Annotated in this window: 16 protein-coding genes; 7 read left to right on the forward strand and 9 right to left on the reverse strand. The window is 61.2% G+C overall.

Annotated elements, in window-relative coordinates; genetic code table 11:
- The first annotated feature begins 164 nt into the window (after nucleotides 1–164).
- The gene (locus ACJ8HH_RS13080; protein WP_060436525.1) at nucleotides 165–620 is read left to right on the forward strand and encodes a DUF805 domain-containing protein; all 456 of its coding nucleotides are present in this window, start codon (nucleotides 165–167) and stop codon (nucleotides 618–620) included.
- On the opposite strand, the gene pgaD is transcribed toward ACJ8HH_RS13080, so the two are convergent.
- The 4 genes from pgaD to pgaA are packed head-to-tail and all read right to left on the reverse strand — an operon-like array spanning nucleotide 617 to nucleotide 6,858.
- A complete protein-coding gene (pgaD, locus tag ACJ8HH_RS13085) occupies nucleotides 617–1,057 on the reverse strand; it encodes a poly-beta-1,6-N-acetyl-D-glucosamine biosynthesis protein PgaD (protein WP_015378639.1) in 441 nt (146 codons plus the stop codon). The genes ACJ8HH_RS13080 and pgaD overlap by 4 nt on opposite strands.
- Nucleotides 1,054–2,388, reverse strand: a complete 1,335-nt coding sequence (gene pgaC, locus ACJ8HH_RS13090; protein WP_033653713.1) for a poly-beta-1,6-N-acetyl-D-glucosamine synthase — start codon at nucleotides 2,386–2,388, stop codon at nucleotides 1,054–1,056. Before pgaC ends, pgaD begins: the two co-directional genes overlap by 4 nt.
- Nucleotides 2,385–4,391, reverse strand: coding sequence for a poly-beta-1,6-N-acetyl-D-glucosamine N-deacetylase PgaB (gene pgaB, locus ACJ8HH_RS13095; protein WP_039564888.1), 2,007 nt, complete (start codon nucleotides 4,389–4,391; stop codon nucleotides 2,385–2,387). The genes pgaC and pgaB overlap by 4 nt, the downstream gene beginning before the upstream one ends.
- Before the next feature lie 10 nt (nucleotides 4,392–4,401).
- The gene (gene pgaA, locus ACJ8HH_RS13100) at nucleotides 4,402–6,858 is read right to left on the reverse strand and encodes a poly-beta-1,6 N-acetyl-D-glucosamine export porin PgaA (protein WP_072274575.1); all 2,457 of its coding nucleotides are present in this window, start codon (nucleotides 6,856–6,858) and stop codon (nucleotides 4,402–4,404) included.
- 580 nt (nucleotides 6,859–7,438) lie between these two features.
- Between pgaA and ACJ8HH_RS13105 the strand changes: the two genes are divergently transcribed.
- Together ACJ8HH_RS13105 and ypdK are read left to right on the forward strand one after the other, a co-directional pair.
- Nucleotides 7,439–7,876, forward strand: a complete 438-nt coding sequence (locus ACJ8HH_RS13105; RefSeq protein ID WP_033648105.1) for an antitoxin HicB — start codon at nucleotides 7,439–7,441, stop codon at nucleotides 7,874–7,876.
- A gap of 557 nt (nucleotides 7,877–8,433) precedes the next feature.
- Complete coding sequence (gene ypdK / locus ACJ8HH_RS13110; RefSeq protein ID WP_099782600.1) at nucleotides 8,434–8,508, forward strand: membrane protein YpdK; 75 nt, start codon at nucleotides 8,434–8,436, stop codon at nucleotides 8,506–8,508.
- 55 nt (nucleotides 8,509–8,563) lie between these two features.
- On the opposite strand, the gene ACJ8HH_RS13115 is transcribed toward ypdK, so the two are convergent.
- From ACJ8HH_RS13115 to ACJ8HH_RS13125, 3 genes are all read right to left on the reverse strand, one after another.
- On the reverse strand, nucleotides 8,564–9,088 hold the full coding sequence (locus ACJ8HH_RS13115) for a cytochrome b (protein WP_060424395.1): 525 nt from the start codon (nucleotides 9,086–9,088) through the stop codon (nucleotides 8,564–8,566).
- 111 nt (nucleotides 9,089–9,199) lie between these two features.
- Nucleotides 9,200–10,429, reverse strand: coding sequence for an alanine transaminase (gene alaC, locus ACJ8HH_RS13120; protein ID WP_039564884.1), 1,230 nt, complete (start codon nucleotides 10,427–10,429; stop codon nucleotides 9,200–9,202).
- A gap of 119 nt (nucleotides 10,430–10,548) precedes the next feature.
- Nucleotides 10,549–11,088 (reverse strand): GNAT family N-acetyltransferase, encoded by a 540-nt coding sequence (locus tag ACJ8HH_RS13125; RefSeq protein WP_033648108.1) that lies wholly within the window; start codon nucleotides 11,086–11,088, stop codon nucleotides 10,549–10,551.
- 167 nt (nucleotides 11,089–11,255) lie between these two features.
- On the opposite strand from ACJ8HH_RS13125, the gene ACJ8HH_RS13130 reads away from it, so the two are divergent.
- The 3 genes from ACJ8HH_RS13130 to ACJ8HH_RS13140 all read left to right on the forward strand — a co-directional run bounded on the left by ACJ8HH_RS13130 (nucleotide 11,256) and on the right by ACJ8HH_RS13140 (nucleotide 15,022).
- Complete coding sequence (locus ACJ8HH_RS13130) at nucleotides 11,256–12,500, forward strand: DUF1479 domain-containing protein (RefSeq protein WP_442520235.1); 1,245 nt, start codon at nucleotides 11,256–11,258, stop codon at nucleotides 12,498–12,500.
- 99 nt (nucleotides 12,501–12,599) lie between these two features.
- On the forward strand, nucleotides 12,600–14,291 hold the full coding sequence (locus tag ACJ8HH_RS13135) for a LytS/YhcK type 5TM receptor domain-containing protein (protein ID WP_060451741.1): 1,692 nt from the start codon (nucleotides 12,600–12,602) through the stop codon (nucleotides 14,289–14,291).
- On the forward strand, nucleotides 14,288–15,022 hold the full coding sequence (locus tag ACJ8HH_RS13140) for a LytR/AlgR family response regulator transcription factor (protein ID WP_033635419.1): 735 nt from the start codon (nucleotides 14,288–14,290) through the stop codon (nucleotides 15,020–15,022). Before ACJ8HH_RS13135 ends, ACJ8HH_RS13140 begins: the two co-directional genes overlap by 4 nt.
- 4 nt (nucleotides 15,023–15,026) lie before the next feature.
- Here ACJ8HH_RS13140 and ACJ8HH_RS13145 read toward each other — a convergent pair whose 3' ends face one another.
- A complete protein-coding gene (locus tag ACJ8HH_RS13145; RefSeq protein ID WP_060451742.1) occupies nucleotides 15,027–15,359 on the reverse strand; it encodes a DUF2502 domain-containing protein in 333 nt (110 codons plus the stop codon).
- Between the two features lie 397 nt (nucleotides 15,360–15,756).
- On the opposite strand from ACJ8HH_RS13145, the gene ACJ8HH_RS13150 reads away from it, so the two are divergent.
- Nucleotides 15,757–16,986 (forward strand): L-lactate MFS transporter, encoded by a 1,230-nt coding sequence (locus ACJ8HH_RS13150; protein WP_033653703.1) that lies wholly within the window; start codon nucleotides 15,757–15,759, stop codon nucleotides 16,984–16,986.
- 71 nt (nucleotides 16,987–17,057) lie between these two features.
- Here the strand turns inward: ACJ8HH_RS13150 and glk are convergent, their stop codons facing one another.
- Nucleotides 17,058–18,020, reverse strand: coding sequence for a glucokinase (glk, locus tag ACJ8HH_RS13155; RefSeq protein WP_060451743.1), 963 nt, complete (start codon nucleotides 18,018–18,020; stop codon nucleotides 17,058–17,060).
- Nucleotides 18,021–18,151: the final 131 nt, after the last annotated feature.

Below are 18,151 nucleotides of genomic sequence, written 5' to 3' on the forward strand. Positions count from 1 at the left end.
TTGTGACGTTTTGCACGGTGAGAGAACGCCCGGCGCGGCCGCGCGGAATCTCAACCGCGACTAAATGAGAAAAATTATCACCTTGACGCCCCCTTTTACCCCGATAAAATGCCCGGCTGCTTGCCACCCGGCTATCGCCGCAATGATCACGACAATGGACTGTGATGGAATCTCTCGGACAACTCGCCAAAGACCTATACCGTGGGCGCATCTCGCGCAAACCCTTTATTTTCTCGCTGGCGATCTTCGCCGTTGGCATCGTGCTGCTGTCGTTTCTGTCGACCTATCTGGACAAAAACCATTTTCGCGCCCATGCGCACAGCGATACCGAGGAATTCGTCTCGGTGCTGCTGTATCTGCTGTGCATTATGGTCTGGGCGCTGTTCTGTTTCGGCCTGGTGGCGTGGTTCATGGCCAAAACCGCGTTCCGGCTCAACGATATCGGCCTGCCCGGCTGGGCGCTGGCCGCAGCGTGCTATGTTTGCTCGGTGCTCAACAACTACTCCCCCGGCCCGGTGGCGCGCTGGCTGCCGCTTTTCAGCCTGGCCGTCATGATCTGCGCTCTGCTGTTGCCGCCGGGCGGGCTGCGGCGCAGGCCGGGCGGCGACGCTGACGACTAACGCAGCTGCACCACCTTGTTCGCGGCCGGTTCGGCCGCCGTCAGCCTGCCGCTGACCTGGCTGATGCCGCCGCCGCTGTTATGGGACACCACGGCGATCGGCAAACGCCGCAGCTGCCGGGTCAGCTCGGGCGTGATATAGCCGATGTGGGTGTTCTGTTGCTGTTTCCGCCAGCGGTCGGCCGCCCTGCGACGGGAGAAATACTGGTTGTATTTGGCCCAGGCGATCAGCGTGACGGCATTGAACAACGCCACAATGATGTACAGCGAGATCACTTCCAGCAGCGACAGGGCGGAGCCCACCCCGTGCTGATCCATCACCGACATCAGGCCGCGGCTGAACAGATAAAGGAAGCCGCACCAGGCGAAAAGCGTCAGCAGGCTGTCTACCACGCGCGGCAACAGGCCGCGTTCGGAATAAATCAGGACGTCCGTCATTCTTTGATCCTCCCAATGCCCCGGTCGGGGCTGATCCAGCGCGCACGCCCGCGCCGAGCTTTCAACATCACTTTGGAAAACGCCACCAGCGTGGTCAGCAGGCTGAGCAGCCAATACACCAGCGGATACCAGATGATCCAGAACAGCGAGCGGCCGAAGCCCTTCTCATAACGCTTCTCCAGCAGCAGGCTGACGGTGAACTGCAGCAGGCACACCACGCCCAGCACCAGGCCGGTAAACGCCGGCGTCAGCAACGAGTGAATGCGGATGCCCTCCGGCAGCGGCACCGCCAGCCCGACCAGGAAAATCAGCACGCTGACCAGGTAAGTGAACGCCCACAACGTGGAGAGGCAATACTCGGCGAACAGCAGCCACATATGCCGGTGCTCCCAGGCCCACAGGTTGCGCAGATTCTTTAAAAACACCTCGGCGCCGCCCTGCGCCCAGCGCAGGCGCTGCTTCCACAGCCCGCGCAGGGTCTCCGGCATCAGGATCCAGCACAGCGCCCGCGGTTCGAAGAAGATAGCCCAGTGCTTGAGCTGCAGTTTCCAGCTGATGTCGATGTCTTCGGTGATCATGTCCTGGCTCCAGTAACCGACATCGGTAAGCGCTTGCTTACGAAACGCGGCCACCACGCCGGAGATGGTGAACAGGCGGCCATAAACGCGCTGCGTGCGCTTGATAAGGCCGATGATCGACGAAAACTCACCGACCTGGATGCGGCCGATCAGGGTGGAGCGCGTGCGGATGCGCGGGTTGCCGGTCACCGCGCCGACGTGCGGATTGGCCAACAGCGGCGCCACCAAATAGGCCGCCGCATCACGATCCAGCAGCGCATCACCGTCGATGCACACCAGATACTCGCTGCGCGCCGCCGCCGCGCCCGCCTGCAGCGCGATCGCTTTGCCCTGATTTTGCGCCAGATGGATCACCCGCAGCCGGGGGAACTCCAGCGTCAACTGATCCAGCACCTCGGCGGTGTCATCGCTGGAGCCGTCGTTGATGGCGATCACTTCGATATTTTCATAGCGCTGCGCCATCGCTGCCGAAATGGTTTCACGCGCGTTCAACCCTTCGTTGAAACAGGGGATCAGCACGCTGATCGACGGGTTGCCCGGCAGCACCGGCGCGGGCATGTCCGGGCTCCAGCGCCAGTGGCGCTCGCGGTGCAGCCAGAAATAGATGCCGCCGGCGATCCAGATACCGGACATGAACAGCGGCCAGAAAAACACGAAGTTGAGCAGCACTTCGCCGGTAAACAGCAGGACGATGCCGAAAGGCACGCTCAACACCAGACACAGGATGAATAAGGCAATTAAACGATCGGTCATGGCAGTGGGAACCAGGCTGAGGACAACACCGGGCGAACGGCATCCAGCTTAGGCCGATCGTCGAGGAAGTTGTCGGGGTAATAACCAAAGCTCTGAGCGCCATTGCGCTGCAGGCGACGCATCCATTCGGCCAGCAGTTGACCGTCATCCAGGCTTATCCGGCGCTCCTTGCGCCAGTCGACGGCCTGCAACTCAAACACCGTTTTATCGAGCGCGCCGGGGTAAGCGGCCACTTTGCCCACCAGTTGATCCAGCCAGCGGCCGCTGTCGGCGCGCGGCACGTTTTCCATCAGCGGCATCGCCATCGGCGCCACCCAGTCGTAGGCCTGCAGGAAATCCGCCAGATTCTGGCCAAACCAGGCCTCGCTGGCGGGATCGAGCACCGGCATCGCATAGATATTGCGCGCGGTTTGCACCTGCGGGCCGCGGATCGCCCGCACCCGCTCGGTCAGCGACTGGGTAAATTCGATCAGCGCCCGGCTCTTGAAGCGCGTCCAGCGCGCCATCGCCTGCGGATCCTGGCGTATCGCCGCCACCGAATCGGCGAAGCCGGCCTGGCGGTAGGCCGCAGCGGCGTCGGGGCCGGCGTCCTCGAAGTCCGACAGCAGGGCATCGTCGTGGAACAGGATCCCTTTGAAGGTGGCGTGAGCCGCCAGATCCTCGTAGATCTCACCGATGCGCTGGCGCGCCACCGGGCTGAACGGCGACAGGCGGCGGTACTGCTTGTCGTCTACCGACAGCTGCCCGTTTTGCGGATCGAGGCGCTGTACGCGCGGCACGTCAGATCCCAGCTCGAACGCCAACACCGGCATCCAGGCATACACGGCCACGCCGGTGCGCGAAGAGAGCTGCCAGGAGACCCGGTTGAACAGGTCTGCCTTCATCGGCAGCCAGCGGTTGGGGAAATAGAGCTCGCGCACGTTGCCGTCGCCTTTTGGATCGGCGAACGCCTGCAGGAAAACGGTATTGATGCGCAGGTCGTAGATGCGCTGGATCAGCTTGTCGAGGTTTTTGGCCTGCTGCTGCGGATCGGGATCGTAAAGGTAGTCGAGATCGACGTGCGCCACCCGCATGATCTGCCGGTTCTGTATCTGCGTCAGCTGCTGGGCGAAGCTCGTCAGCGACGGGTTGCCGGCCACCAGCATGCGCGGCACGTTCTCAGGCGCGTTGACGTCTGCCAGCCCGTTCTCCAGCGTCAGCGCCATGCGGTAACCGTGCTTGCGCGCGATGTCCAGCGCCACGCCGCCGGCCGCGCCGTACGGCCAGACCCAGACGCGCGGCGCCTTGCCGGTGGCTGCGGTGATGCGCTGGGTGATCAACGCCACGTCTTTCTCGATGCGTTGGCGATATTCCGCCTCGCTTTCGTAGCGGCCCTGTTTGGCGTCGTACAACCGATTGGCGACCGCCGGTTCGGTATTGCCCTGCGGGTTGGCGATGCCGCCGTAATGCGAAGCGTAGGTGTGCGCGCCGATCTCCACCAAGCCGGAGTCCGACACTTCCCGCACCTGCTGCCAGGTGAGGAAGCGATCGCGCGGCGTCATCAGGCCGCCGAAATCGACCGGCTTGTCGGCCGGCGCATCCAGCCAGACGCCGACCGGCGCCAACACCGCCGGCCAGTTGTAGGCCTTCAGCAGCGGAAAAACCCGGCTGTAGAAGCTGCGGTAGCCGTCGTCGAAGGTCAGCAGCACCGCCTTGTTCGGCAACGCCGGGCCGCCGTTTTGCGCCTGCAGGATCTGCTCGACCGACACCGGCTGGTAGCCGTTTTGCTTCAGCCAGGCGAACTGTTCATTGAGCGCGCTGGTGCGCACCGACATGTAGCGCTGGTCCGCCGCGCCGTCTTCCACGTCGTGATACGCCAGCACCGCGTAACGGTTGGCCGGCCACGGGCGTTCCATCGGCCCCACGGGCCGCTCCGCCGGCGGCGTGAAGCGCGGCACGTCCGCCTGGCTGCAGGTGGTGGTCAGCAACGCGGCCAACACGAAAAGCGAGGATCGAATAAGCATGATTATTCCTTTAAAAACGATAATTCAGATCAAACGTCACGCCGATGTTCCGCTCGCGCTTGCCGTCGTAAGGATGCTTCTCAAACTGCAGCATCGCGCCGGCGTCCAACACCCCGTTCCAGCTGATGCGCTGGCCGTAACCCAGCTGGGTGATCGGCTTGCGCGCATAGTCCCGCTGCCAATAGCTGCCGGCACCGGCCTGAAACTGCTGGCTCCACTCGGTCTGATAATGGCGATACAGGGTGTGATCGAGCGTTAACGACGGCAGCAGCGTGAAGTCGCGCTTCGGGTTGTAATACGGCACGTTCTCCTGGCTGTTGCGGCTGCCGGACAGCGTCAGGTTCATGTCCAGCCGATAACGGGCGCCGGCGAGCAGCCGTTGCCGCCCTTCCAGGCCGTATTCCAGCCGGTTGTTGCCGTCCGAGAAGTGCGAAGGCGCCACGCTGGCGCGCAGCTCGCGGCTTTCGTTCTGCTGCCAACGCAGCCACAGGTTGCCGCCGTTGGCGCTGATGCCGTTGGTCAACGCGCGCAGCGGCGTCTCGGCCGACAGGCGCGCCACCGAACCGCCGAGGCGCCATTGATCATTCAGGTCATACCAGGATGAAAGGCGCAGGCCGAGCTCATTGCCGTGGCCGTAGTTGCGGTTGGCCACCTCGGCTTCCAGCCACAGATCGCGCGAGCGCCACTCGGCGCCGGCGCTGAGATCGCGGTTGATGCCCTTGCCCTCGTCGAACTGGCCGGTGTTGAATCCCCAGCCGGTGAACAGCCGCCAGTTGTCGTCGATCGGCGGTGAATAGAGCGCGGCGTGAATGCCGAAATCGTGGCTGCCGCTGACCGGCCCGTCGGAATCGATGCCCTGATTGCCGCTGATGCGCAGTTCAGACATGTGGTGAATGCGACGCGAACGCTCGAGCTGCTGAGCGGCGACGCTTTCCGGCGCGCGCTGGATGACGTCGTCGGCCAGCAAATCCAGCTGCCGCCACTCCTGCAATTCCTGCGCGACATAGCCCTGCTGGATCTCCAACGGCAGGCTGCGCGGCTCCAGCCCTTCCACCTGCTTCAACTCGTCCTCGGCGCGGCGCGGCCAGCCGCGCGCCAAATAAACGCTGGCCAATGAGATGCGCAGCCCCTGATTGCCCGGCGCCGTGCGCGCCAGATGGGTCAACTGCCGTTCGGCCTCGGCCAGATCGCGTTGATAAACCCGTGACTGCGCCAGCAGCGATTGGCCGACCAGCCAGTCATCGTTGTAGGCCAGCGTCGGCAGCTGGTACAGGTGGGTCGCGTAGGGATAGCGCTGGCTGACGCGCTGCGCCAGCAACGCCGCCCGATCGATGCGTTCGTCCTCCGCCTGCGCGTAAAACAGATCGGTTTCGTCTTCGGCGGTCACCGCCTGCGGCGCGGCGGCGTTCAAGCGGCTGAAAATGGCCTGCGCCTTGTCCGGCTGCTGCAGGTAGAGGTAGGCGGACGCCGCCCAGCGCTGGGCATAATCCGGCACCGTGCGCCTTTCCGCCTGCAAGGTTTGATACTCGCTCACCACGTCGGCCATGCGATAACGCGCCAGCAGCGCGCCCAGGCGATCGATACGCGCCTGTTGGTAGCTGTCCTGCGCCTCCGGCAGCGGCCGCCACTGCGTCAGCAGTTGGTCATAGCGCGCCAGCGCACGGTCGGCGATGACGAAGCGTTCCTGTTCGCCACGAGCATCGATAAACGACAGCCGCACCAGTTCGGCGGCTTCATCCGCCTGCAGGCGCCGCTGCTGCGCGGGCGGCAATGCCAGCCCCTGGCTTGCACGCAGCGCCGGATCCGCGACCCGGTTCGCCGCCAGCAGCGTCACGTAATAAGCCTGAATGCCGGCGTCGGACGGCGCCAGCGCACGGGCGCGGGTCACGTTTTCCAACGCCGCCCAGCTGCGGCCGGCGGCCTGATCCACATAGGCGCGCGTCAGATACCACGTCGCCGGTTCCAGTAACTTCTCCGCTTTGGCCGCTTCCGTTTGCGCCTGCGCATCCCGCCCGGCATCCGCCAGCGTCATCACGTAGCCACGCTGCAGGCCGCCGTCGGCGGGAGCGAGCTGCAACGCCGCCCGCCACAGGCGCAGCGATGGTTGCCACTGCTTAAGATTGCGGTAGGCGCGGGCCGCCGTTGCCAGGCTGGCGCTATCCCGCTGCAGCGCGGCGCCGTCGGCACGCCAGAGTGCGACCACCTCTTCGTCATGGCCGGCCCAACCGGCCACCTGGATATAATCGGCTCGCTGCTGCAGGCTCAACCCCTCCCGAGCGCGCCGCTGCGATAAATACGCCAACACCGGCGCGGTATCGCCCGATCTGGCCTGACGGATCAGCGCGTCATAGCGCTCATCCGCCAGCGCGGCGGCCGGCAGGGATAAACCGATAAACAGCAATGACGCCGCATATTTGGTGACGTGGCGTTCGGTAAAGCGTAATGAACGCGAGTTAACTTTAGGCACGAGGTATTCCTTTAATCCGTGAGCTGCTGTCCTGGCAGAGTGCAAATGCGAGCAGGCACCCGAAAAGTCGGCTAGAGCCGTCGGGTAATAAGCATGGAGTAATGAATATTTCTGTCTGGCGCAGACATAAAGAGAATCGAATGCGCCTTTGCCTAAAAAGAGTATTTTATAAAGCTGCCGGTGAATACCGCAGCCAGGTGATATCTGCCTGAAACTGGAATTTCACAATTGTTAATAAGTGAAATAATAAAAATTAAACCACCACAAATCAAACACATGAACTTTTATCATGATCAATATTCTTATTTTCACCCTTCCGTGTGAAATTGTATAAAAACCGGCGTGATATTTGATTTTAATTCTCATTATCACCCATCAACAGGGATATTAATCCAAACACCTAATTAAATAATCTTTCTTCCCGGAAAAAATAATAAGAATATTGCTCACCAGGAAATTAAATTTGCCTGATAATAATTATTATTTCAATTTAAATTCCCCCACGGCTGCGTTCATGCTGGCTATCTCCCGGGCATGCCGTCACAATAGCGCCTCATTCAGGCCTCAATCAAGGATTGCCATGTACAGCCACTACCCCGCTCATTACACCTTCGATCGCGATAGCGACGCCTGGCAGATCGGTTTTCACGACTTCCCCGAGTGGCAATCTGCCTGCTATAAACGCGAAGACATCGAGCTGGAAGCGCAGGAAAGCCTGCTGGCCGCCATCGCCGCCGCGATGGACGAAGGGCTGCCCCTGCCCGCCCCTTCCCCTGTGCAAACCGATGATCTGAGAGTACATCTGCCGGCGCTGGTGGCGCTGAAGATCGAGCTGCACAACGCCATGCTGCGCAAAAACACCGGCAAAGCGGCGCTGGCACGCAAGCTAGGGTTCAACGGCGGGCAAATGGAGCGGTTGCTGGATATCGGCTACGCCTCGAAGGTTGAGGCGTTGGAGCAGGCGCTGTATCTGCTGGGCTACGAAGTGCGCGTGACAATAAGCGAAGTTTGCCAATAGGTTAGCGGCAGGTAAGCGAAATATTATCCAACGGGGCTAAATTTTCCCCGTTTTGCGCCGATATGATCGCTACCTAATCACTTGTCGCAACAACGAAGGCTAAAAATGGAGTGGAGTCGCCGTCATATTTGGGCCGTTATTCTGCTGTCTTGTCTCGTTTTTTGGGTCATTTTGGCGACCGGCATCAACGCCGTCGCCTGAGCGCCTGCCGCCGCATTGCAATACCTCGATTTTATAGCCCGCTGCGGCGGGCTACTTCCCGGCGCTTGCCCATAAAAAGCGTTATAAAACAGCCCTCACTGTGCAAAAAACAGCCAAAAATTGTGATCAAAAACACAGTATTGAAATCAGACCAGTATTGAGAGTACATTAGCGCCGATCCTGTCGCGGTTCGGATTTTACCTCACGGAGCATGAGGCGCGACAACCGGACAACCCGCGCTCGAGGACGTTGTTCTTTCGCTTGGAAGAATCCGCCCGACAAGCAGGTTGCCCATAAAATACTCAGCACAACAATCGGGATCATTGCTGGCGAGGACTCCAGACAGGAGTTGTTCAGTGAAATATTTTTTGATGGGCGTGTCATTCATGCTGGTTGCCTGGGTTGGCACCTTCATGTTGATGGTTGCCTGACCGGGAACACAGCCAAAGGGACGCGCAAGCGTCCCTTTGTCGTTTCGGCTAGCGATCATTTGCCCGACATCATGCGGCGCAGGGTGTCGTCCTTGCGCAGATAGTGATGATACAGCGCCGCCAGCGCATGCGCGCCAATGATAAAGTAGCCAACGTTTGCCAGCGTCTCATGCACCGTTTTGACCAGCCGGCGCATCACCGGATCCGGCGTCATCCACTGCGGCACCGGCCAGCCCAGCAAAGACCACGATTTTCCGCCGTAGGCCAGGGTTAACATGCCCAGCAGCGGCAACATCAGGAAGACCACGTACAGCAGCCAATGGAAGATCTTGGCGCCCACTTCCTGCCATTCCTCCAGCGGCGGCGTGGTCGGCGGCGCAGCGCGGAAAGCGCGCACCGCCAACCGAATCAGCATCAGGGCAAAGACCGATACCCCGAAATTAAAGTGCAGATTTTTGACCACCGGCCCCCACGCCTCCGGCATCGAATCCTTCAGCAACATCGCCGAATAGGTGAGGATCACCAGCAGCAGCGTCAGCCAATGTAAAACGATTTGCGATCGCGCGTAGCGGTTGCTCATACACTCAGTCCAAAAAATAAAACTCAGCGTAGTCGAGCATAATGGGGAAATGATGAAGAAAACCTTGGGACGGAAAAAAATCAGGCCGGGCGAACGCCCGGCCTGACAGGATTATTTGGCGCTGCCGCCTTTCCCCGGCTTCAGCAGCCCGTCCGCGCGGAACATCGCCTTGATGCCGCGCACCGCCTGGCGGATACGGTCCTGGTTCTCGATCAGCGCGAAGCGCACGTGGGTATCGCCGTAGTCGCCGAAACCGATGCCTGGCGAGACGCAGACCTTGGCTTCCGCCAGCAGGCGCTTGGCGAACTCCAGCGAACCGAGGTGGGCATAAGGCTCGGGAATTTTCGCCCACACGTACATCGACGCCTTCGGATTTTCCACCATCCAGCCGGCCTCATGCAGCCCCTTCACCAGCACGTTGCGGCGCTGCCGATACTGCTCGGCGATATCGCGCACGCACTGCTGATCGCCTTCCAGCGCGGCGATGGCCGCCACCTGCAGCGGCGTAAAGGTGCCGTAGTCGTGATAGCTCTTGATGCGCGCCAGCGCGCTGACCAGCTCGGGGTTGCCGACCATGAACCCGATGCGCCAGCCGGCCATGTTGTAGCTTTTCGACAGGGTGAAGAACTCCACCGCAATGTCTTTCGCTCCCGGCACCTGCATGATCGACGGCGCTTGCCAGCCGTCATAGACGATATCGGCATAGGCCAGATCGTGGATCACCAGCACGTTGTACTGCTTGGCCAGCGCCACCACCCGCTCGAAGAAATCCAGCTCCACGCACTGCGCGGTCGGGTTGGACGGGAAGCCGAGTATCATCATTTTCGGGCGCGGAATGGTTTCCCGAATGGCGCGCTCCAGCTCACCGAAGAAATCCACGCCGTCCACCAGCGGCACCGAACGCACCTGGGCGCCGGCGATCACCGCGCCGTAAATGTGGATCGGGTAGCTGGGGTTCGGCACCAGCACGGTATCGCCGTGATCGAGGGTCGCCAGCATCAGGTGCGCCAGCCCCTCTTTCGAACCGATGGTGACGATGGCTTCGCTTTCCGGATCGATATCCACCTGATAACGGTCGGCATACCAGCGCGAAATGGCGCGACGCAGGCGCGGAATGCCGCGCGAGGTGGAATAACCGTGGGTGTCGTCGCGCTGGGCGACGGCGCACAGTTTTTCCACGATGTGCGGCGGCGTCGGGCCGTCGGGGTTACCCATGCTGAAGTCGATAATATCCTCGCCGCGACGGCGCGCGGCCATCTTCAGTTCGGCGGTGATGTTGAATACGTAAGGGGGAAGACGTTCAATGCGCGTAAAACGGCGCTGTGGACTGTTATCAGCCATAGGGGATTCCTCGATAGACGTTAGCGCCCGGACCGTCCGAGCGACGCTGGCCAGCGAACTGACCGAATATCGAACATAGCGCAGCGCCGACGAGCTTGTCGATACCCGGCGCGATATTTTTATTTGCCGCCCTGAAACTCCGCCGCCAGCAGCCCAAACAGCCAGTCGTCGCACCACTGCCCCGCCAGACGGTAGTTGTCGCGCAGCGTGCCTTCAAGCTGAAAACCGCACGACTCCAGCAGGCCGCGCGAAGCGAGGTTGCCCGCGGTTACGGTGGCGGTCAGCTTGTGAAAACCGCAGGCGTTCACCGCAAAATCCAGCACCGCCCGCAGCGACTCCTTGCCATAGCCCTTGCCCTGGCCGGCAGGCAAACTCCCGTATCCCACTTCCGCCTGCCGATACGGCACCCACTGCGGGCGAAAGCCGGTAACGCCCACCGCCTCCCCGCTGTGCTTCTCACGCATCACCAGGCACAGCCACTGCTCACCGTGTTTGTCCCAGGCCGGCAACCGCTCCTCGAACCGGGCGCGGATCTCCGCTTCGCTGCGCGGATCGGAGATGTAACGGATCACCTCGGGATCTTGGTACAGGCGCAAAAACAGCGGCCAATCCTCGGCGGTTATCGACTGTAAGTGCAGACGTTCAGTGACCAGCTTCATAAAATCTCCGAAAAACGAAAAGAGGAACTTACGAATGAAAGATATCTCTTTATTTTCCCCGATTGGTTGCCGATAATCATTCACGTTAAAACCACAAAACCATAACGTCTTGCCCGATTCCCTACAACCGCTCGCCGCAGTCACGCACGCGGCACGAGGAGAACACCATGGCCTCTTTAGTCATCGACGATATTCCGCAGACGATCGTTAACGTCAAGCGCCAGCTGCGCCAGGCATTGCCGAACTACCGCGACGTATTTCTGGCGCTGGAAGAGAACATCCGCGGCCAGGTCGAACAGATCCGGCGCGAGCTGGCCGCCGGCCACAATCCGGTGCCGCAGATCGACGCGGAAGATATCCTGCAGCAGCGCGTCAGCGAGCAGCAGATAGCGCTGATCAAACAGCGCGGCGCCTGCGCCATTCGCGGCGTATTTCCCCGCGCCAAGGCCGAGGGCTGGAACCGGGAAATCGGCGACTACCTCGAGCGCAACAACTTCGTCGAGCGGTTGAAAAACGCCGCTGAAGACAACTATTTCGGCAAGCTGGCCGCCAGCAAACCGCAGATTTACGGCATCTATTGGTCGAAACCGCAGGTCGAGGCGCGGCAGGATGCGCGCATGCATGCGGTGCAGGTGTTCCTCAACAGCCTATGGGCCACCGAGAGCAACGGCAAACAGCATTTCGATCCGACCCGCGTCACCACCTATGCCGATCGTACCCGCCGCCGCCCGCCGAACTCCTCGTCGCTGGGTCTGTCGCCGCACGTCGACAGCGGCACCATCGAGCGCTGGCTGGACGAAAACTTCCGCTATGTGTATCGCCACGTTTTCTCCGGCGACTGGCAGCAGTACGATCCCTTCGCCGCCGACGGCCGCACCGAGGTGCGCGAGATAGCCTCGCCGGCGGTCTGTTCGATGTTCCGCACCTTCCAGGGTTGGACGGCGCTGACGCCGCAGCGCACCAATGCCGGCACGCTGAACCTGGTGCCGATCGCCAATGCCATGGCCTATGTGCTGCTGCGCGCGCTGCGGGACGACGTCGCAGACGACGATCTGTGCGATGCGGCGCCGGGCCGCGCGCTGTCGATCTCGGAAAAATGGCATCCCCTTTTATTAAGTGGGATTTCCCCTATTCCCGATCTGGAGCCGGGCGACACGGTATTTTGGCACTGCGACGTGATCCACGCGGTGGAGAACGAGCATAACGGCGAGTTCGACAGCAACGTGATGTACATCGCCGCCGCGCCGGGCTGCGAGAAAAACGACGCCTATCTGCAGCGCCAGCTGCCGAGCTTTATCGACGGCAGAACGCCGCCGGACTTCGCCCCCGACGACTTCGAGGTGGATTTCGACGGCCGCGCCACCGCCGACCTGCTGACGCCGCTGGGTAAAGCGCAGCTCGGCATGGGCTGATCCCCCGCCCGTGGCGCGCGCCACGGGCCCCTTTCGCTGTGGTATACTGCCGCCATCCGTAGGCCGCAGCGAGAACCCGTCGTGCACCCTTTTTTTGAAATGCTGTTGGCGGTGTTTGATCGCGCCGCGCTGATGTTGATCTGTCTGTTTTTCCTGACCCGCACCCGGCTGTTCCGCCAACTGCTGCAAAAAGAAGACCATACGCCGCTCGAGCTCGGCATCGTCACGGCGATCTTCTCGCTGTTCGCGCTGTTCAGCACCTACTCCGGCATCAACGTCGAAGGATCGCTGGTCAACGTGCGCGTCATCGCCATCATGGCCGGCGGCATCCTGTTCGGCCCCTGGGTGGGGATCGTCACCGGCATCGTCGCCGGGGTGCACCGCTATCTGATCGACATCGGCGGCATCACCTCGGTGCCTTGCCTTATCACCAGCATCATCGCCGGCATCAGCGCCGGCTACATCAACCTCAAGGTGAAAAAAGAGCAGCGCTGGCGCGCCGGCATCGTCGGCGGCATGCTGTGCGAATCCCTCACCATGCTGCTGATCGTGCTGTGGGCCAAGCCGATCGAGCTTGGGTTGGACATCGTGTCGCAGATTGCCCTGCCGATGATCCTCGGCACGGTGTGCATCGGCCTGATCGTGCTGCTGGTGCAGAGCGTCGAAGATGAAAAAGAGGTGATCGCCGCGCGCCAGGCCAAGCTGGCGCTGGATATCGCCCACAAGACGCTGCCCTATTTCCGCAACATCAACAGCGAATCGCTGGCCACCATCTGCGATATCATCCGCGAGGACATCCGCGCCGACGCGGTGGCGATCACCGATACCCATCAGGTGCTGGCCTACGTCGGCGTAGGGCGCGAAGCCTACCCGATCGGCCGCGAAGGGCTGAGCCGCGTCACCCGCGAAAGCATTCGCCACGGCAAAATCATCATCAAGAACAACCTGGAAAACCCGGCCGCGCCGCAGATCCATTCGCAGCTGGTGGTGCCGCTGTGGGAAAAAGGCGAAGTGACCGGCGCGCTGAAAATTTACTACTGCCACGCCCACCAGATCACCAACACGCTGAAGGTAATGGCGGTCGGGCTGTCGCAGATCATCTCCACGCAGATCGAGGTTTCCCGCATCGAGCATCTGCGCCAGATGGCGGACAAAGCCGAAATGCGCGCGCTGCAGAGCAAGATCAACCCGCACTTCCTGTTCAACGCGCTGAACGCCATCTCTTCCTCTATTCGCCTGAATCCGGACACCGCGCGCCAGCTGATCATCAATCTGTCGCGCTACCTGCGCTACAACCTGGAGCTGAACGACGAACTGATCGATATCCGCAAGGAGCTGCATCAGATTCAGGACTATATCGCCATCGAACAGGCGCGCTTCGGCGCCAAGCTGACGGTGATTTACGACATCGACGACGACGTCTCGGTGCGCATTCCGAGCCTGCTAATCCAGCCGCTGGTGGAAAACGCCATCGTGCACGGCATCCAGCCCTGCAAGGGTAAAGGGGTGGTGGTGATCGCGGTGAAAGATCAGGGCGATCGGGTGAAGATTTCGGTGAAGGATACCGGCCACGGCATCAATCAGGAAACCATCGACCGGGTGGCGCGCAACGAGATGCCGGGCCACAATATCGGCCTGCTCAACGTGCACCACCGCGTGTCGCTGCTGTATGGTGAAGGGCTGCATATCCGCCGCCTGGAGCCGGGCACCGAAATCGCGTTCTACATCAGCAAAAACGGCGGCAAGCTGCATCAGGAACCGAGCGCGCCGCCGGTCGGGGAGGCCTCATGAAAGCCATCATCGTGGAAGACGAATTCCTCGCGCAGGAAGAACTCAGCTACCTGATCAAGAAACACAGCAATATCGATATCGTCGCCAGCTTCGAGGACGGCCTCGACGTCCTGAAATACCTGCAAACCCACCAGGTCGACGCCATTTTCCTCGACATCAATATCCCGTCGCTGGACGGCGTGCTGCTGGCGCAAAACATCAGCAAGTTCGCGCATCGCCCGTCGATCGTGTTCATCACCGCCTATAAAGAGCACGCGGTGGAAGCGTTCGAGATCGAGGCGTTCGACTATATCCTCAAGCCCTATCACGAGGCGCGCATCGTCACCATGCTGCAAAAGCTGGAGGCGCTGCATCAGCGCCCCGCCGGCGCGGCGGAACCGGCCAGCGCGCCGAGCCGCGGCAGCCACAGCATCAACCTGATCAAAGACGAGCGGATCATCGTTACCGACATCAACGACATCTACTACGCCGCCGCCGATGAAAAGGTGACGCGGGTCTATACCCGCCGGGAAGAGTTCGTGATGCCGATGAACATCACCGAGTTTTACGGCCGGCTGCCGGAAGCGCATTTCTTCCGCTGCCATCGCTCTTACTGCGTTAACCTGGCGAAGATCCGCGAGATCGTGCCCTGGTTCAACAATACCTACATTCTGCGGCTGAGCGATCTTGAGTTTGAAGTGCCGGTCAGCCGCAGCAAGGTGAAAGAGTTTCGCCAGCTGATGCGCCTGTAAGCGCTTACCAGCGCGGGCCCGGACGGTAGTAATAGCCGGGCGGCGGCGGTGGCGGCATGCGGTAATGCGGCCGGTCTCGCCAGTCGCGCCGCGGCGGCCCGTAGTAAATCACCCGTGGCGGCGGGCCATAATAGTACCCGCGCGGGCGTTCATACCGGTGGTGATCGGCCCACCAGCGCGGGTCGCGCCAGCGATAGCCGTCCCAGTAGTGGCCGCGATTATCGCGATCGCCGATATGCAACGACAGGCCCGGCACGTTCACGCCGATGGACACGTCGGCCTGGCTCGCCATCGGCAGCGCCAACAGCGCGGCCAGTAACAACAGCGTTTTTTTCATTTCATGGACTCCTGCAGAGCGGACCTCGTCCGATCGCAGATAACATAGTCCCGCGCTTGCCGCCGCTCTATAGGCGCAATGCCGATTTACGCCTTTCAGACGCATCCTTCACAATCTCACCACAATCGTTCACCGGCAGTTAACAATAAATCGTTGATATCTTTGATGTAGATCACGTGCCACCCACGGCATTTCACGCGCTTTTCGGCGCTAAAACGGCAACTCACGCCGCATAACATGCATTTCATTCCTTCCGCCGTGCAACTCATTCCCGATCCGCCGCCCGCCGGGGGGGCCGGCCATATAATAAGCCCATACCGCGGGAACGCTGATTCACCCCGCAAATTTCAGCCAGCGGCTCACGCCCGGCAACGCACACACAGGAAGGAGACCGGCCATGAACACCAAACCGGCAAATCGCAGCTTAATCGTTCTCGGCACCATCATCTGTCAGATGGGCCTGGGCACCATCTACACCTGGAGCCTGTTCAACCAGCCGCTGGTCGACAAGTTCCACTGGGGGCTGGCGGATGTCGCCACCACCTTCTCCATCACCAGCTTCTTCCTGGCCTTCGCCACGCTGTTCGCCGGCAAGCTGCAAGAGCGCTTCGGCATCCGCAACCTGACGCTGTGTTCCGGCATTCTGGTCGGCCTGGGCCTGATCGCCAGCGCCCACGTCAGCTCGCTCGACATGATCTACCTGCTGGCCGGCGTGGTGGTGGGCTTTGCGGTCGGTATCGCCTACATCTCCACCCTGTCCAACCTGATTAAATGGTTCCCGGCCAACAAAGGCCTGATTTCCGGCATCTCCGTCGGCGCCTTCGGCAGCGGCAGCCTGCTGTTCAAATACGTCAACGCCGCCCTGATCGCCGACGTCGGCGTTTCCGGCGCCTTCTTCTACTGGGGCGCCATCGTGATGGGCCTGATCGTCGTCGGTTCCCTGCTGCTGAAAGAGCCGGTGCTGGCGACCAACGCCGCGCAGCAAGGCGCCAACGGTCTGGGCAACGACTTCAGCGTGCGCCAGATGCTGGCCACCAAAGAAGCCTATCTGCTGTTCACCATCTTCTTCGCGGCCTGCATGAGCGGTCTGTACCTCATCGGCATCGTGAAAGACATGGGCGTTCAACTGGCCGGGATGGATTTGGCCACCGCCGCCAACACCGTGTCCGCCGTCGCCATCTTCAACACCGCCGGCCGCATCATCCTGGGTACGCTGTCCGATAAAGTGGGCCGCATGCGCGTCATCAGCTTCACCATGTTGGTTACCGTGCTGGCGATTGTCGCGCTGAGCTTCATGACCCTGAACCACACGCTGTTCTTTATCTGCGTCGGCGCGGTGGCCTTCTGCTTCGGCGGCAACATCACCGTGTTCCCGGCGATTGTCGGCGACTTCTTCGGCCTGAAAAACCACAGCAAAAACTACGGCATCATCTACCAGGGCTTCGGCCTGGGCGCGCTGGCCGGTTCGTTCGTCGCCAAATACTTCGGCGGCTTCCACGCCACCTTCATGGTGATTGGCGTCCTGTCCGCCGCCTCCCTGCTGATTACGCTGTTCATCAAAGCGCCGAAAGCGGTGGAAGCGGAAACGGCAGAAACCGCCCAGACGGCGGAATTGGCCAAAGCCTGATCCCCCGCGAAAACGACAAGGGGCGCAACCTGCGGGTTGCGCCCCCTTTTTTTATTACTTCATCTCTGGGCTTACAGCTGCATGCCCAGCGTCTGGCGCAGATGCGCGCCGGCACCCAGCAGGCCCGGCTGGCCGTGCGTTATCATGAACACCGGAATGTCGCGCACATAGTCGCGGAAGCGCCCTTTGTCTTCGAAGGCGGCGCGGAAGCCCGAGGCCTTGAAGAATTCCATAAAGCGCGGCACGATGCCGCCGGCGATGTACACGCCGCCAAAGGTGCCCAGATTCAGCGCCAGGTTGCCGCCGAAGCGCCCCATGATCACGCAAAACAGCGACAGCGCGCGGCGGCAATCGATGCAGCTGTCGGCCAGCGCCCGCTCGGTGATGTCCTTCGGCTCCCATTTTTCCGGCAGGCGGTTGTCCGCCTTGACGATGGCGCGATACAGATTGACCAGACCCGGCCCGGACAGCACGCGCTCGGCGGAAACGTGCCCCACTTCACCGCGCAGCACCTCCAGAATGATGTCCTCTTCTTCGCTGTTCGGCGCGAAATCGACATGGCCGCCCTCGCCCGGCAGGCTGACCCAGCGGCGATCGATGTGCACCAGATGGGCGACGCCCAGCCCGGTGCCGGCGCCGTACACCGCGATCGGTTTGCCCGGCTGCGCATCGCCGCCGCCAAACTGCAGCACGTCGTCCGGCGAAAGCATCGGGATCGCCATCGAGACGGCGGTGAAATCGTTGATCACTTCCAGGTGGCTCAGCCCCAGGCTGGCCCTCATTTCTTTGATCGAGAACGCCCAGCTGTGGTTGGTCATCGCCACCCAGTCTTCGGTCACCGGGCAGGCGATCGCGATACAGGCGTCCTGCACCTCGATATCGCACACTTTCAGGTATTGGCGGATCACCGCCTCCAGGCTGTCGAACTCCAGGCCGGAATAGGTTTTCGCCTGGGTAATTTCACCCGTCGCAACAGTGCACAACGCCAGGCGGGCATTGGTGCCGCCAACATCACCCACGAGGGCATAGGTCATTGATTTCGTCTCCACAAAATGAAAAATAAAAAGCTGCCCACACTGTAAAATCCTGCTGCGAAAACAACAATCACCCGCCCCGGATCTGCACCCCAATAGCGATCCGGATCACAAAAAACGTTTCAGCTTGC

Origin of the sequence: Serratia sp. CY32780, from assembly GCF_052169135.1 — a bacterium.
Taxonomy (GTDB): Bacteria; Pseudomonadota; Gammaproteobacteria; order Enterobacterales; family Enterobacteriaceae; genus Serratia; species Serratia sarumanii.

What these genes read in the sequence shown, in the direction of transcription:
- ACJ8HH_RS13105 (WP_033648105.1), top strand. Translation starts at nt 7,439, where the DNA reads ATGTACAGCCACTACCCCGCTCATTACACCTTCGATCGCGATAGCGAC.
- ACJ8HH_RS13125 (WP_033648108.1), bottom strand. Translation starts at nt 11,088, where the DNA reads ATGAAGCTGGTCACTGAACGTCTGCACTTACAGTCGATAACCGCCGAG.
- pgaC (WP_033653713.1), bottom strand. Translation starts at nt 2,388, where the DNA reads ATGACCGATCGTTTAATTGCCTTATTCATCCTGTGTCTGGTGTTGAGC.
- ACJ8HH_RS13115 (WP_060424395.1), bottom strand. Translation starts at nt 9,088, where the DNA reads ATGAGCAACCGCTACGCGCGATCGCAAATCGTTTTACATTGGCTGACG.
- ACJ8HH_RS13150 (WP_033653703.1), top strand. Translation starts at nt 15,757, where the DNA reads ATGAACACCAAACCGGCAAATCGCAGCTTAATCGTTCTCGGCACCATC.
- ACJ8HH_RS13080 (WP_060436525.1), top strand. Translation starts at nt 165, where the DNA reads ATGGAATCTCTCGGACAACTCGCCAAAGACCTATACCGTGGGCGCATC.
- pgaB (WP_039564888.1), bottom strand. Translation starts at nt 4,391, where the DNA reads ATGCTTATTCGATCCTCGCTTTTCGTGTTGGCCGCGTTGCTGACCACC.
- ACJ8HH_RS13135 (WP_060451741.1), top strand. Translation starts at nt 12,600, where the DNA reads ATGCTGTTGGCGGTGTTTGATCGCGCCGCGCTGATGTTGATCTGTCTG.
- ACJ8HH_RS13145 (WP_060451742.1), bottom strand. Translation starts at nt 15,359, where the DNA reads ATGAAAAAAACGCTGTTGTTACTGGCCGCGCTGTTGGCGCTGCCGATG.
- pgaD (WP_015378639.1), bottom strand. Translation starts at nt 1,057, where the DNA reads ATGACGGACGTCCTGATTTATTCCGAACGCGGCCTGTTGCCGCGCGTG.
- ACJ8HH_RS13130 (WP_442520235.1), top strand. Translation starts at nt 11,256, where the DNA reads ATGGCCTCTTTAGTCATCGACGATATTCCGCAGACGATCGTTAACGTC.
- ACJ8HH_RS13140 (WP_033635419.1), top strand. Translation starts at nt 14,288, where the DNA reads ATGAAAGCCATCATCGTGGAAGACGAATTCCTCGCGCAGGAAGAACTC.
- glk (WP_060451743.1), bottom strand. Translation starts at nt 18,020, where the DNA reads ATGACCTATGCCCTCGTGGGTGATGTTGGCGGCACCAATGCCCGCCTG.
- alaC (WP_039564884.1), bottom strand. Translation starts at nt 10,429, where the DNA reads ATGGCTGATAACAGTCCACAGCGCCGTTTTACGCGCATTGAACGTCTT.